At 72.1% G+C, this 14,176-nt stretch carries 12 protein-coding genes; 4 read left to right on the forward strand and 8 right to left on the reverse strand.

The window, feature by feature from the left end:
* Positions 1-146 precede the first annotated feature (146 nt).
* Positions 147-674 carry a deaminase gene (locus tag AB0I42_RS19655; RefSeq protein ID WP_357538964.1) on the forward strand — a complete coding sequence of 176 codons (528 nt, stop codon included), beginning with the start codon at positions 147-149 and terminating at the stop codon, positions 672-674.
* Positions 675-728: 54 nt separating this feature from the next.
* Positions 729-947 carry a hypothetical protein gene (locus AB0I42_RS19660; protein ID WP_357538965.1) on the forward strand — a complete coding sequence of 73 codons (219 nt, stop codon included), beginning with the start codon at positions 729-731 and terminating at the stop codon, positions 945-947.
* 196 nt (positions 948-1,143) lie between these two features.
* On the opposite strand, the gene AB0I42_RS19665 is transcribed toward AB0I42_RS19660, so the two are convergent.
* From AB0I42_RS19665 to AB0I42_RS19685, 5 genes are all read right to left on the reverse strand, one after another.
* Positions 1,144-1,440: a hypothetical protein gene (locus AB0I42_RS19665; protein WP_357538966.1), complete on the reverse strand. Its 297-nt coding sequence runs from the start codon at positions 1,438-1,440 to the stop codon at positions 1,144-1,146.
* A gap of 150 nt (positions 1,441-1,590) precedes the next feature.
* On the reverse strand, positions 1,591-2,658 hold the full coding sequence (locus AB0I42_RS19670) for a LacI family DNA-binding transcriptional regulator (RefSeq protein WP_357538967.1): 1,068 nt from the start codon (positions 2,656-2,658) through the stop codon (positions 1,591-1,593).
* Between the two features lie 101 nt (positions 2,659-2,759).
* Positions 2,760-3,590, reverse strand: a complete 831-nt coding sequence (locus AB0I42_RS19675; protein ID WP_357538968.1) for a carbohydrate ABC transporter permease — start codon at positions 3,588-3,590, stop codon at positions 2,760-2,762.
* Positions 3,587-4,582, reverse strand: a complete 996-nt coding sequence (locus AB0I42_RS19680) for a sugar ABC transporter permease (protein ID WP_357538969.1) — start codon at positions 4,580-4,582, stop codon at positions 3,587-3,589. The genes AB0I42_RS19675 and AB0I42_RS19680 overlap by 4 nt, the downstream gene beginning before the upstream one ends.
* A gap of 57 nt (positions 4,583-4,639) precedes the next feature.
* Entirely contained in the window at positions 4,640-5,923 is a 1,284-nt protein-coding gene (locus tag AB0I42_RS19685; RefSeq protein ID WP_357538970.1) for an extracellular solute-binding protein, read from the reverse strand.
* A 260-nt stretch (positions 5,924-6,183) separates the two neighbouring features.
* Here AB0I42_RS19685 and AB0I42_RS19690 point away from each other — a divergent pair, with 260 nt between their 5' ends.
* Positions 6,184-7,809, forward strand: a complete 1,626-nt coding sequence (locus tag AB0I42_RS19690; protein ID WP_357538971.1) for a glycoside hydrolase family 43 protein — start codon at positions 6,184-6,186, stop codon at positions 7,807-7,809.
* A gap of 51 nt (positions 7,810-7,860) precedes the next feature.
* Here AB0I42_RS19690 and AB0I42_RS19695 read toward each other — a convergent pair whose 3' ends face one another.
* From AB0I42_RS19695 to AB0I42_RS19705, 3 genes are all read right to left on the reverse strand, one after another.
* On the reverse strand, positions 7,861-9,036 hold the full coding sequence (locus AB0I42_RS19695) for a zinc-dependent alcohol dehydrogenase (protein ID WP_357538972.1): 1,176 nt from the start codon (positions 9,034-9,036) through the stop codon (positions 7,861-7,863).
* A 17-nt stretch (positions 9,037-9,053) separates the two neighbouring features.
* Positions 9,054-10,037, reverse strand: coding sequence for an SRPBCC family protein (locus AB0I42_RS19700; RefSeq protein ID WP_357538973.1), 984 nt, complete (start codon positions 10,035-10,037; stop codon positions 9,054-9,056).
* Positions 10,038-10,251: 214 nt separating this feature from the next.
* Positions 10,252-11,457 (reverse strand): S8 family peptidase, encoded by a 1,206-nt coding sequence (locus AB0I42_RS19705; protein WP_357538974.1) that lies wholly within the window; start codon positions 11,455-11,457, stop codon positions 10,252-10,254.
* A gap of 606 nt (positions 11,458-12,063) precedes the next feature.
* Here AB0I42_RS19705 and AB0I42_RS19710 point away from each other — a divergent pair.
* Positions 12,064-14,088 carry an FAD-dependent oxidoreductase gene (locus AB0I42_RS19710; RefSeq protein WP_357538975.1) on the forward strand — a complete coding sequence of 675 codons (2,025 nt, stop codon included), beginning with the start codon at positions 12,064-12,066 and terminating at the stop codon, positions 14,086-14,088.
* Positions 14,089-14,176 lie beyond the last annotated feature (88 nt).

Raw genomic sequence — 14,176 nt, forward strand, 5'->3', positions numbered from 1 at the left:
CGACCGGTTGTTGTCGATCGCGCTGCCGCGTATCCGCGACTTCCGCGGTCTCGACGGGCGCAAGCTCGACGGGAACCGCGCCGCCGCACCGTGCACGACGACCTCGGATACCGTCCCGGCAGGACTGTCCGATCTAGACTCAGCCGATGACGCCGGACGAGATGGTCAGGGCCGCGCTGGAGGTCGCCGAGGCGGGTCTGGCCGCCGGCGAACAGCCGATCGGGGCCGTGGTCGTCATGGGCGACGAGATCATCGGCCGGGCCTACACGCAGGAGAAGGCCCGTGGGCGCCGGCTCGTGCACGCCGACCTGCTGGCGATGATCGAGGCGGACGAGGCACTGGGCTGGCGCCGACGGCCGCACCCCCTACGCCTGCCGGTCAATCTCGAACCGTGCGTGATGCGCCTGGGAACGGCCATGGCGCTGCGGGTCGACGAGGTCTACTTCGCGCTGGAGTCCCCGGACGACGGTGGAGTCGCGGTCGCCGCGAACTGGCGCCCGGACCGCGAGTTGGCCTGGTTCTCGGCCCCGAGCATCGTGGGCGGCATCCTCCGCGAGGAGAGCCGGGACCTGTTCCGCCGCTACTGCGCGACCGTGCCGGACAGCGCGATGCGCCGGTGGATACAGACGCTGGTGGACCCGCCGGGACGAGCTGCCCCGGCGCCGGTGGAATGACGCCGGGACTGTGGGGAAGGCGGTGACTGACCGGCACCCCGAGAGGAGCCCGCGATGAGCAGTCACACCGGCAGAAACGCGAACCGTACGGAGTCGGCCCGCGCCCGGCGCCACCCGGGCAGCGGCGCCCGCGGCCGGCAGGGCGCGACCGTGGAGCAGTCCGAGAAGGGCCGCCACCAGCGGACCGCGACCGGCACCGCCTCGACCGAGCGCGACCAGGGGCGGTCCAAGCTCGGGCGGGACGGCCGCGTCCACGGCCAGGGCACCGGGTGACCGGGCGGCCGTCCCGCGCCTCCTGACGCGGGACGGCGTTCCCGTGATCCGGCGCCTCAGGCCGGGCCGACCCGCTTGCGGCCCTCAGACCGGGCCGACCCGCTTGCGGCCCTCAGACCGGGCCGACCCGCTTGCGGCCCTCAGACCGGGCCGACCCGCTTGCGGCCCTCAGACCGGGCTGACCCGCTTGCGGCCCTCAGACCGGGCTGACCCGTTTGCGGCCGAGCCCGAGCTTGCGGCCGTTGCGCCGGCTCATCCTCGTCCCCTTCACCCCGCGGGTGACCGCGCCGGCGCTGCGCGTCGCGTGCCGGCCGCCACGCTCGGTCCGCAGCGGCCGCTTACGGCCGGCCTTGGCCGCCTTGCGCCCCACCAGGACGCCGAGTTGCGCCGCCAGTTCCTCGGCCCGCATCGCGAACGCGACCCGGCGCCGTTTCGTCCCGTTGCGTATCGCGTCGAGCCGCGCGCTGCCGCCCGATTTCGGTCCTCGTCCCATCGAACACCCACCTTTCCCCGGTTGACCGGCAGTCCTGCGACTTCCCACCAGGGCCGCCGGCATTCCCGCCGACCGGCCGGGAGCCCGGCCCTGCCGTGATCCGCGATGTCGGGTACGGCGAGGAAGGTCATCCGGCGGCGGGTGCCGTCGTCAGAGGTGCCCGCCGGAGGTCGTCCCGGCGGCCGGTCCGGCGGTGGAGCGCGCCTTGCCCGGCGGGGGTGCGGTGCTGTCGCGGATGACGAGTTCGGTGGCGAGTTCGACCCGCGGGCTCTCGATCTTCTCGCGCCGGGCCAGGCGGAGCACCGTACGGGCGGCCAGCAGGCCCATCTCGGCCAGCGGCTGGCGGACCGTGGTGAGCGGGGGCGACGACCAGCGCACCTCGGGCAGGTCGTCGAATCCGACCACGCTGACGTCGTCGGCGACCCGCAGGCCGCGCCGGCGGATGGCCTCGTAGACGCCGAGGGCCATCTGGTCGCTGGAGGCGAAGATGGCGGTGGGCGGGTCGGGCTGGTCGAGCAGTTCGTTGCCGCTGGTGAAGCCGGCCTCGTGGTAGAAGTTGCCGGGACGGATGAGGTCGTCGTCGATGGGCAGCCCGGCGGCCTCCAGGGCGGCGCGGTAGCCGTCGAGGCGGGCGCGGCTGCACAGCAGTTGCGCGGGGCCGGCGATGAACCCGATCCGGCGGTGGCCGAGCCCGATCAGGTATTCGGTGGCGCGCAGGCTGCCGGTCCAGTTGGCGGCGCCGATGGTCGGGGCGCCCTGGGTGGGCAGACCGGCCGGGTCGACGATGACGACGGGGATGTTGAGCCGGCGCAGTTCGGCCTGGAGCGGTGGCTCCAGCACCGAGGTCACGAAGATGACGCCCTCGGTCGTACGGGCCCGCATGTTGTTCAGCCACTGCTTGGCCGACGAGGTCTTGCGGTGAATGGCGGAGACGACGGTGCCGACGTCGGCGGCGTGCGCCACGTCCTCGACGCCCCGGATGATCTCCACCGCCCACGGGCTGTCGAGGTCGTTGAAGACGAGGTCGATCAGGCCGGAGGTGCTGCGTACGGCGGTGGGCCGGCGCTGGTAGCCGTGGCGGTTGAGCACCTCCTCGACGCGTTCGCGGGTCTGCGGGGAGACGTCGGACCGGCCGTTGATGACCCGGGACACCGTGGGTACCGAGACGCCGGCCTCGCGGGCGATCACGGCGATGGTGACCCTGCGGTTGTCGTCCACTGCGGCTTGCTCCTTCTCGCTGCGCAGGCACGGGTGGGGGCCTGGGGGGCGGTGGCCCCTACCGCACCGTAGGTGAGGTCGGGGCCACCGGTGGTCGGGGGTCAGCCCTTTACGCTACCGGCGAGCCCGGCGACCAGTTGCCGCTCGGCGACCGCGTAGAAGGCCAGGGCGGGCACCATGGACAGGACGACGTACGCCAGCACGCGGGCGGTGTCGTCGGCGTACTGGCCCTGGAACGCCTGCACGCCGACCGGCAGGGTCCACCAGCTCTGGTCGGTGAAGACGACCAGCGGGAGCATGAAGTTGTTCCAGCTCGCCACGATCGCCAGGACCGAGACGGTGGCCAGGGCGGGACGGGCCATCGGCAGCAGGATGCGCCAGAAGAACGCGAACGCGCCGCAGCCGTCGAGGGTCGCCGCCTCCTCCACCTCGCCGGGGATGCCGCGGAAGAACGACCGCAGGATGATGATCGTGACCGGTAGCCCGAACGCGGCCTGGGGCAGGATGACCCCGAGCGGGTTGTCGAGCAGCCCCAGGCTGCGCAGCAGGATGAACAGCGGCAGGATCGCGACCGTGAAGGGGAACATCAACCCGGCCGCGAAGAGGGTGAACACGGCTTCCCGGCCGCGGAAGGTGAACCGGGCGAACACGAAGGCGGCCATCGCCGAGGCCCCCACGACGACGACCACCGTGGCCAGTGCGATCAGCGTGCTGTTGGCGAGTTGCCGCCAGAAGACCTCGGAGGTGAGGATGCCGAGGTAGTTCTCCGGCACCCACGGGTCGGGCAGGCCGAGGGGGTTGGTGGAGAGTTGCCCGTTGTCCTTGAACCCGCCGAGCACACCGAACCCGATCGGTACGACGATGAGCGCGCCGATGGCGATCGAGACGACGTGCAGGACGGTTCTCCGCAGGTGAGCCTGGGTCCCGGTCACCTCTGGACCCCCCTCGTGGTGAGTGCGCCCTCAAGGTCGCGGCGCAGGACGAAGCGTTGGTAGAGCAGGGCGAAGACGAGGCTGAGCAGGAACATGACGATGCTGATGGCGCTGGCGTAGCCGACCTCGAAGCGGCGGAAGCCGTACTGGAACATCGTCACGGCGAGGGTTTCGGAGGCGTGGGTCGGACCGCCGCCGGTGAGGACCCACACCATGTCGAAGAGCTGGATGGTGCCGATGATCGACAGGAAGAGGCTGATCCGGATCGTCGGTCCGAGCAGTGGCAGCGTGACGTGCCGGAACACCTGCCATCCGCTGGCCCCGTCGGTGGTGGCGGCCTCGGTCAGTTCCCGGGGTATCCCCTGCCGGCCGGCCAGGTAGAGGATCATGTGGAAGCCGAAGTACTTCCAGGAGATCACGAAGAACACCGCGTAGAGGACGGTGCCGGGGTCGGCGAAGATCGAGCCGCCGAGTTCGGCGGCGCCGAACCAGCCCAGCACGGTGCTGCCCAGGCCCCGGCTGGGTGAGAAGACGAGCGTGAACAGGACCGCCGTGGTCACCTCGGACAGCACGTACGGGGCGAAGAACACCAGCCGGTAGACGGCCCGGCCCCGTAGCGGCTGGTTGAGCAGCAGGGCCAGGGCGAGCGACACCGGCAACTGGATGACGACCGACAGGACGATGAGGACGAGTGCGCGCCGCAGGTCGCCCTGGAAGATCGGGTCGCCGAGGGCGCGGCTGAAGTTGTCCAGGCCGACGAAGTCCTCGGGCAGGTTGAAGCCGTTCCACTTGAACAGGCTGGTGTAGCCGGCGACCAGGATCGGCACGATCACCAGGAGCAGGAACAGCACCAGGGCCGGGGCGAGGAAGAAGAGGATCGTGCCCAGGCGGCGTAGACCGGGCCGGCGGTCGGGCCGTGGGGCGGCCGCCGGGTTCGACCGGGCGGGCGTGGCCGCGGTGTCGGGGCGCGGGCCGGTCACGGATCGGGTCACCGTGACCGCTCCGCTCGCCGGTCGCCGGGGATGGCGGGATCGGGAAGGCGGGTCACGTCACTGGTTCTTCGCCACCGTGGTGATGTCCTTGACGACCTGCTCAGGTGTCTTGGACCCGGCGACCAGTTCGGCGACGCTGTCGTTGACCTGCTGGCCGAGCGCGGGCGGGTAGGCCTGGTCGAGGTAGAGCTGGAAGCCGGTCGCCGCGGCCAGGCTCGCCGCGACCGCCTTGCCGTTGGGGTCGGCGATCGCGTCCACCGCGTCGCGTACGGTCGGCAGCACCGCGCCGGTGGCCGCGGACTTGCGCTGGTTGCCCGCTTCGAGCAGGGCGCGCAGGAAGTCGACGGTGGCGGACGGGGCGTCGCGTCCCACGGCGAAGCCGTTGCCCCCGCCGAACACGTCGGACACCTTGCCCTTGCCGCCGTCGACGGCCGGGAACGGGAAGAAGCCGAGCTTGTCGCCCAGGCCCTTCTTGTCGGCGGACAGCGATGCCTGCACCGACGGCGCCCACTGGCCCATCAGTTCCATCGCGGCACCACCGTTGACCATGGTGGCGGCCTGGCCGTCCGGTGAGCTGTAGTCGGCGCCGAGGAAGTCCTTCTGGAACGGGGCGAGGTCGACCAGTTCCTTGAAGCGGGTGCCGGCGGCGACGAGGTCGGGGGTGTCGAAGTTGGCGTCGGTGCCGGCCTGCTGCAGGGCGGTCGGGCCGCCGATCCGCATGGCCAGGTAGGACCAGTAGAAGTGGGCGGGCCACTTCTCCTTGCCGGCGAGCGCGATCGGGGTGATCCCGGCGGCCTTGATCCGGCTGACGGCGGCGAGGAATTCGGTCCAGGTGGTCGGTACGGCCGCGACGCCGGCCCGGGTGAAGAGGTCCTTGTTGTACCAGAAGCCGACCATGCCGACGTCGAACGGGATGCCGTAGATCTTGCCGTCGATGGTGAACGGCTCGACCGACACCGGCAGCAGGTTGCCGATCCACGGCTGTACGTCGGCGGTGAGGTCCTTGACCAGGCCGGCCTCGACCTGCTGCCGCAGCACTCCCCCGCCCCACGACTGGAACAGGTCGGGTGGGGATCCGGCCTGCGTGGCGGTGGTGAGCTTGGCCTTGAACGCCTCGTTCTCCAGCGGCTGGATCTCGACCTTCAGGTTGCCCCGGGCCGCCTCGTACTCCCTGGCCATCGCCGCCCAGACGGAGAGCATCGGCTCGGTGTTCTGGATGTGCCACCAGTTGACGGTCTGGGCACCGTCGGGGTCGGCGGCGTCGTCGCTGCAGGCGCCGAGGAGGAGCGCGCCGGCGCTGGCACCGGCGAGGCCCATGAGGGATCTACGGGAGAGGCGCATTGTCTTGATCCGTCCCTTCGGGGGTGGTTGCAGGGCACTCGGATGCCGGCTCAGCGCCGGAACATACGGGGAGAATGGCCGAAACTTTCAGACCGGAGTCAGCAGCTTCCATCGATGACCGGCACGTTACGACGCCAATACAGCACGGGTCAAGGGCTGTCCTGCATAGAACAAGACGGATACCGTGTGCCAAGACCTGAGCGCTACTGATCAAAACTTTCGGAAAGTCGCCGGAAGCGGCACACCTGGAGGGCCGAAACATGTCGACCGACATCGCGGGGGTGGCGACGGCCGCCACGTCGATCCGCAATCCGATCCTGAGCGGCTTCCATCCCGACCCGTCCATCCTGCGGGTGGGCGACGACTACTACCTGGCCACCTCGACCTTCGAGTGGTATCCCGGGGTGCGGGTGCACCACTCGCGCGACCTGGTGCACTGGCGGGCACTGGGCGGCATCATCACCGAGCGGCGCCTGCTCGACCTGCGCGGCGCCGGCGACTCCAACGGCGTATGGGCACCCGACCTGTCCTATGTGGATGGCTTGTTCCACCTGGTGTACAGCGACGTGGCCAGCTTCGCCAGCGGCTACTGGGACCCGCAGAACTACCTCGTCACCGCGCCCGACATCGGCGGCCCCTGGTCGGACCCGGTCCGGCTGCACGCCCACGGGTTCGACGCCTCGCTCTTCCACGACGACGACGGCACGAGCTGGCTGCTGGCCCTGAGCGCCGACTGGCGCCCCGGCCGCGACCGCTTCGGCGGCATCGAGATCCAGCGCTACGACCGGGCCGCGCGCCGCCTCGTCGGCCAGGCCCGGCTCATCTTCGCCGGCACCGAGGCCGGCGTCACCGAGGGGCCGCGCCTCTACCGGCACGACGGCTGGTACTACCTGGTCACCGCCGAGGGCGGCACGAGCTGGGAACACCAGGTGACCGTCGCCCGGTCCCGGAACCTGCTCGGGCCGTACCTGACCGACCCGGCCGGCCCGCTGCTGACCTCCGCCGGCCGCCCCCACCTGCGGTTGCAGAAGGCCGGCCACGGCAGCCTGGTGCGCACCCAGAGCGGGCAGTGGTATCTGGCCCACCTCGTCGGGCGGCCGTACAGCCCGCTGGGCAACTGCGTGCTCGGGCGGGAGACCGCGCTCCAGCCCGTCGACTGGCCGGCCGGCGACTGGCCCGCCGTCGCGGGCGGGGTTCCCGCCGACGAGATCGCCGCCCCCGACCTGCCCGCACACCCCTGGCCGGCGGAGCCGGCGAGCGACGACTTCGACGAGCCACGCCTACGCACCGCCTGGTCCACGCTGCGCCGGCCGGCTACCCCGGACTGGGTCGACCTGACCAGCCGCCCCTCCCACCTGCGGATACACGGCGGGCAGTCGCCTGTCGGCCGGCAGGCACCGAGCCTGGTCGCCCGTCGGGTCGGCGCCACGCACTGCTCACTGGAGACGGTGCTGGAGTTCGACCCCGCCGACCACCGGAAACTCGCCGGCGTGACCGGCTACTACAACACCGCCAACTGGTACTACGCCTACCTCACCCGGGCCGACGACGGCCGGCGGGTGCTCGAGGTGCTCAGTTGCGACAGCGGCCGGCTGACCGCCCACCCCGGGCTGCGCGTCGACGCCGACACCGCCGGCCCGGTGGGGCTGCGGGTGACCTTCGACGGTCCGGTGCTGCACTTCGCGTACGACCTCGGTGACGGCTGGGACGAGTTGCCGGCCCGGTTCGACGCCACCACGCTGTCCGACGAGCACGCCGCGATCATGGTCGACGGCGAGCCGGCCGCCTGGGGCTTCACCGGCGCCTTCCTCGGCCTGTGGGTGCAGGACCTGGGCGCCGACGGCGCGTACGCCGACTTCGACCACGCCACCTACCGGGAGCACTGAGGCCGGACCGCCCGGCGGGGGCCGGTGCGGCCGGCCCCGCGCCACCCCCGGTCACGGCTTGAGGACGACCTTGACGCAGTCCTCCCGCTTGTTCTTGAAGATGTCGTAGCCGTGCGGCGCGTCGTCCAGTCGCATGGTGTGGGTGATGATGGCGCTCGGATCGATCTCGCCCTTGCGGATGCGGTCCAGCAGCGGACGCATGTAGCGCTGCACGTGCGCCTGCCCCGACCGCATGGTCAGGGACCGGTTCATGAACGACCCCATCGGGAACTTGTCGATGAAGCCGGTGTAAGCGCCGATCGCCGAGATCGTGCCCCCGTTGCGGCAGCTCAGCACCGCCTCGCGCAACGCGTGCGGCCGGTCGGTCTCCGCCTTCACCGTCTGCTTGGTCTTGTCGTACGCGTGCAGCGCCGCCGACGCGTGATGGCCCTCCATCCCGACCGCGTCGATGCAGGCGTCCGGCCCCCGCCCGGCGGTCATCTCCCGCAGCGCGTCCATGACGTCGGTGTCCTCGTAGTTGATGGTCTCGGCGCCCGCCCGTTCCCGGGCCAGCCGCAGGCGGTACGGGAACCGGTCGATGACGATGACCCGCTCCGCGCCCAGCAGGAACGCGCTCACGGCGGAGAAGTAGCCGACCGGCCCCGCGCCCCAGACGGCGACCACGTCGCCGCGTTTGATGTCGCACATCTCGGCGGCCATGTAGCCGGTGGGCAGCACGTCCGACAGGAACAGCACCTTCTCGTCCGGCAGGTCGTCCTCGATCTTCAACGCGCCGACGTCGGCGAAGGGCACCCGCGCGTACTGCGCCTGCCCGCCGGCGTAGCCGCCCAACAGGTGCGAGTAGCCGAAGATGCCGGCCGGTGAGTGCCCCATGGCCAGCTCGGCGACCGCCGCGTTGGGGTTGGAGTTCTCGCACAGCGAGTAGAGACCGCGCTCGCAGGAGGTGCAGTTCCCGCAGGCGATCGGGAACGCGACGACGACGCGGTCGCCGACGCGCAGCCCGTCGCGTACGCCGTTGCCCAGCTCGACGATCTCGCCCATGAACTCGTGGCCGAGCACGTCACCCCTTCTCATCGCCGGGAGGTAGCCCTGCAACAGGTGCAGGTCGGATCCGCAGATCGCCGACGAGGTGATCCGTACGACGGCGTCGCGCGGGTTGATGATCCGCGGATCGGGCACGTCCTCGACCGCCACGTTGTTCGGGGCGACCCAGCAGTTCGCTTTCATGTTCCCCCACCTTCCGGTCAACGCGTCGCGAGCGGCTGCGCCGGGCGCTGCATCAACTGCTGTCGCAGGCTGGTCCCCTCCGGGCTGCCGTCGGACCGGGTGATCTCGCCGGTCTCGATGACCTGCTTGAACCGCCGCAGGTCGTCGCAGATCTGCTGGTGCGGGTTCTCGCCGAAGAGCTTGGCGATCCGCGCGCCGAACCTGCCGCCCGGCGCGGTGAACCCGAGTTCGACCCGTACCTCGGTGCCGCGCCCGCCGCCGACCGGGACGAAACGCACGCAGCCCGAGTTCGGCAGCCCGCCGCCGGCGACCGACCGCCACATGATCAGCTCGTTGGGTCGGTCGTCGACGATCTCCGCCTCCCAGTCGACGGTCTGCCCGGCCGGCGCCTTCGCCGTCCAGTGCGACCTGCGGTCACCGTCCATCCGCACCGACTCGAGGTGGTACATGAAGCGCGGCAGGTTCTCGAAGTCGTGCCAGAAGCGGTACGTGTCCTCGACGCTGCGGTTGACCGTCACCGAAGCGCGGACGCGGTCCCCGGTCGTGCGCCGGGCACCCCGGGTGGTGCGTACGGCCGTGTAGAGGTCGACGGCGGTGATGCCGGCGACCGCCAGCGTCGCGTACGTCAGGCGCTGCCGCCGGTCCCCCTGCCGGTTTCGCATCGCCATGGCGCACGCGGCCAGGTCGGCGGCGTCGCCGGCGACCCGCGCCCAGATCCCCCACCGGGCCCGGCGCGGGATCAGCAGCGCCGCCGCGGTGCCGAGTTCCCGGGCGCCCGCGAGCCGCAGCACGGTCCGCGCCGTCGGGGAGTCGTCGACACCGCAGAGCCGGCTGACCGCCGGCTGCGCGGCGAGGGCGGCGACGCCCAGGCCGAGGCTGAACCAGCCCAGAACGCGCGCCATCGACTGGGGTTCGCGGTCCTCGGATTCCCGCTGGATGCCGAGGGCGTCCGTCACCGAGCGGACGTCCATCGAGTCTTTACCGCCCATGGTTCTTACCACCCGTTCGCCTCTCCTCGGTCCGACGGTGCTGCCGCCGGTCACCGGCGGCGCGGCGCGCATTCCCGCAAACGCGCGGTTCACGCCTGCCGGCGCGGTTCACGCCTGCCGGCGCGGGCGCAGCGGCGGCCGGCGCGCGGGACGGCCCCGGCACGCGGTGCCGGGGCCGTCGGGATGGGACCGGTGCGGGCGGGACCGGGTCGCGGCCCGCCGCGGATCAGCCGAGCGGGGGGATGTAGAGGAGGCGGTTGGGCGAGCCGGCACCCGGGTTGATCACGACGCCGGTGGTCGCCGCCGACACGACGGCCGAGTTGACCGTGGCCGGCGCGGCCGTCGGGTTGCCACTGAGATAGATCGCGGCGGCCCCGGCGACGTACGGTGCGGCGAACGAGGTGCCGCTGCCGGTGTAGGTCGCGGTGTTGCTGGTCCGCCCGACCGAGGTGATGTCGACGCCGGGGGCGAACAGGTCGAGCACCGTGCCGTAGTTGGACCAGGTGGGGCGGGTGTCGGTGCGGTTGGTCGCGCCGACGGTGAGGGCCTGGGTGACCCGGGCCGGGGAGGTGTTGGCCGCCGGGACGCCGGAGTTGCCGGCCGCGATGGTGTACGTGATCCCGGCGTTGATCGAGCGCCGGACGGCGTTGTCGAGCGCGGTGCTGGCCCCGCCGCCGAGGCTGAGGTTGGCGACCGCCGGACGGACCGCGTTCGCCGTGATCCAGTCGACGCCGGCGATGACCCCGGCGGTGGTGCCGGAGCCGTTGTTGTCCAGCACCCGAACCGCGACGACCTGGGCGTTCTTCGCCACGCCGTACGACGTACCGGCGGCGACGCCGGCCACGAACGTGCCGTGACCGTTGCCGTCGGAGGCGATGAGGTCGCCGTCGACCGCGTCGTAGCCGTACGACGCCCGGCCGCCGAAGTCCTGGTGGGTGATCCGGATTCCGGTGTCGGCGACGTAGATGCGCACGCCGGTGCTGGGGCCGTAGGTGAAGGAGTTGTTCAGCGGCAGGTTGCGCTGGTCGATGCGGTCCAGCCCCCACGACGGCGGGTTGGTCTGGGTGGCGGTGGACCGTACGCGCTGGTTCTGCTCGACGTAGGCGACCGCGGCGTCGGCGGCGAGCCGTCGGGCGCTTCGCTCGTCGAGGGTGGCCGCGTAGCCGTTGACGGTACGGCCGTAGACCCGGTCGACGCTGCCGCCGTAGCGGGCGGTGAGCCGGGCGGCGCCGGTGGCGTCGACGCGCTGGCCGTCCTTCAACACGACGATGTAGCTGCCGCTGATCGCGTCGGCGCTGGCCGCGCCGAGAATCTCGGCGGTGGGCGGCGCGGCCGCGGCCGGTGACCCGGTGACGGTGGCGGCGACCGCGCCGGCGATCAGGGCCGCGGCCACGGCACCGAGACGCCGGGCGGTGGTGGGGTGGGCTGACATGCGCGTTCCTCCTTCGGGCCCGTCCGGCCCGGTGGACGGTCGGATCGGGCGCTGCTGGGTGGGTCGGGCCGGGGTGGTCGCCCGTCGCGGCGGCCGCCGCACGGGCGCCGTTTCCGGCGCAGAAAGAACGCTAGAAGCCATCGATAAATTGGCCGTTGCCGATTGGTAGCCCTTTCTTGAGTAGCCTGCTCCATTCGTAAATCAAATGACAGAAGCAATTCAAACAAAACGATGTGAATTCGGGACCGGGGTCCTCCACCGACCGGGCGACACGGGTACGGAATCGACACCGCGGACCTCCAGGCCGAACGCCGGTCAGCAGACGCCGCCGCCCCCTCCGGGATCAACCCCGGCTGCGGCGACACCCCGACCGGCACTTTGGAACCTGCCGGCAGCACGCCCTTGACCAGGGCGAAACATCACGCACGGCAACCAGGGCGGCAGGCTCCAGCCACCGGGCCGCTACACAAAGTTAATAATCGACGAACTGTTGACTGGCCATCAGACCCCGTTCTAGCGTTCCCCTCAATCGAACGGCGTACGGCGGATCGGAACACCGCCAGCGCCGCTCGGTCAAGCGGGACAGCCTCGAGAGGGGGTCCGGACATGGCCGTCGATGATCTGCACCGGCTCTTCACGCCGGTCCAACTTGGCCGGGTGGCGTTACGCAACCGGGTCTTCGTACCAGGACACACAACCAACTTCGGGCGCGCCAACGAACCCACCCGACGGCACGCCGCCTACCACGCCGAACGGGCCGCGGGCGGCGTCGGCCTGATCGTCACCGAGGCGATCCGCGTCCACCCGACCAGCGCCGGGCGGCACATCAGCCTCGGCAGCTTCGACGACGCGTCGATCCCCGCGTACGCCGCCGTCGCCGACGCCGTACACGAACACGGGGCGGCCCTCTTCGCCCAGATCATGCACGCCGGGCGGCAGGCCAACGGCGACGCGACCCGCACCGCGGCCTGGTCCGCCTCGCCGCTGCCGTGGGCCACCGGCGCCCACGTGCCGCACGCGATGGGCCGCGCCGACATCGCGGTGGTCGTCGCCGCGTTCGCCGCCGCCGCCCGCCGGATGCGCGAAGCCGGGTACGACGGGCTGGAGGTCCACGCCGGACACGGCCACCTGCTGCAACAGTTCCTCTCTCCGAAGACCAACCTGCGCGACGACGCGTACGGCGGCAGCCCGGCCAACCGGCTGCGGCTGACCCGCGAGGTGCTGACCGCGGTGTTCGCGGCCGCCGGCGACCTGCCGGTCGGCCTGCGGGTCAGCGCCGACGAGTTCCTGCCCGGCGGCCTCGACCCGCACGCCGTGGTGGAGATCGTGGCGACGCTGCGCGCCGAGTTCCCGCTGGCGTTCGTCCACGTCAGCCACTCCGCCTACCACGGCAGCTACTCGCTGGCGACGCAGATGGCCGACATGAGCTTCGGGCACGCCCCGTTCCGCCACCACGCGGCACTGTTCAAACGCGAGTTCCCGGACCTGCCGGTGCTCGCCGTCTGCCGGCTCGACAGCCTGCCCGAGGCGGCCGAACTGGTCGCCGCCGGCGACGCCGACCTGGTCGGCCTGGCCCGCCCGCACATCGCCGACCCGCACCTGGTGCGCAAGGCGATGGCCGGCCGGCACCACGAGGTCCGCTCCTGCCTGGCCTGCAACCAGGGCTGCATCGGACGGCTGGAGAGCAGCCTACCGATCTCCTGCGTGGTCAACCCGGAGGTCGGCGCCGAACGTGAATGGGCGGACGCCTGGTCGGACCGGTCCGCGCGCACCGCCCGCCGGGTACTCGTCGTCGGCGGCGGGCCGGCCGGGCTGGAGGCGGCGCTGAGCGCCGCCCGCGCCGGCCACCGGGTGACCCTGGCCGAGGCCGGCGACCGGCTCGGCGGCCAGGTCACCCTGGCCGCCCGCGTACCCGGCCGGGAACGGCTCGGCCTGCTCACCGACGACCTGGCCCGCGCCGTGACGGCCGCCGGCGTCGAGGTACGCCTCGGCGAGCGGATCGACGCCGCCGGCGTGCTCGCCGGCGACTTCCAGGACGTGATCGTGGCGACCGGCGCCCGCCCGGCGCGGCGGGAACTGCCCGGCGGCCCGCCGGTGCTCGACCTCGCCACCGCCGTCGCCGAGCTGGTCGAGCCGGCCGCGCCGCTCACCGGCGACGTGGTGGTGCTCGACGACGAGGGCACCTGGGCGGCGGCCTCGGTCGCCGAGCAGCTCGCCCGGCTCGGCGCCCGGGTGCACCTGGTCTCGCCGACCGCCGGCGTCAGCGCCCGGATCACCACCTACTCCAAACTCGCCCTCCTCGACCGGTTCCGTCAGCTCGGCGTACGACTGCACCTGATGCGTACGGCGCGCGGCGCCGGACCGTCCACCGTGGAACTTGTCGACCCGATGACCGGAGAGGCGGAGCCGCTGGCCGGCGTCACCGCCGTCGTCGACGCCGGCGCCGCGACCGCCGACGACGACCTCTACCGGGCGCTGGAGTCCCGGCCGGACGGGCCACGGGTCCACCTGGTCGGTGACGCCAACGCGCCCCGCACCGCCTTCGAAGCCGTCTACGAGGGACGCCTGGCCGGTGCGTTCCTCGGCCGCCACGACACCGGCCCGGCCCACCGGGTGCTGCTCGCCCACTGACCGGGCGCCCCGCACCGGCCGGCGGCGTCGCGGCCCCGACCGGGCCGGTCGCGCCCCGACCGAGATGACCAGACCGACCGACCAGACA

It is taken from the genome of Polymorphospora sp. NPDC050346, assembly GCF_040655695.1.
Classification (GTDB): Bacteria; Actinomycetota; Actinomycetes; order Mycobacteriales; family Micromonosporaceae; genus Polymorphospora; species Polymorphospora lycopeni.

Bases quoted from the DNA above. Each gene is read 5' to 3' on its own strand.
- AB0I42_RS19655 (WP_357538964.1), top strand. From the start codon at position 147: ATGACGCCGGACGAGATGGTCAGGGCCGCGCTGGAGGTCGCCGAGGCG.
- AB0I42_RS19660 (WP_357538965.1), top strand. From the start codon at position 729: ATGAGCAGTCACACCGGCAGAAACGCGAACCGTACGGAGTCGGCCCGC.
- AB0I42_RS19665 (WP_357538966.1), bottom strand. From the start codon at position 1,440: ATGGGACGAGGACCGAAATCGGGCGGCAGCGCGCGGCTCGACGCGATA.
- AB0I42_RS19685 (WP_357538970.1), bottom strand. From the start codon at position 5,923: ATGCGCCTCTCCCGTAGATCCCTCATGGGCCTCGCCGGTGCCAGCGCC.
- AB0I42_RS19690 (WP_357538971.1), top strand. From the start codon at position 6,184: ATGTCGACCGACATCGCGGGGGTGGCGACGGCCGCCACGTCGATCCGC.
- AB0I42_RS19695 (WP_357538972.1), bottom strand. From the start codon at position 9,036: ATGAAAGCGAACTGCTGGGTCGCCCCGAACAACGTGGCGGTCGAGGAC.
- AB0I42_RS19705 (WP_357538974.1), bottom strand. From the start codon at position 11,457: ATGTCAGCCCACCCCACCACCGCCCGGCGTCTCGGTGCCGTGGCCGCG.
- AB0I42_RS19710 (WP_357538975.1), top strand. From the start codon at position 12,064: ATGGCCGTCGATGATCTGCACCGGCTCTTCACGCCGGTCCAACTTGGC.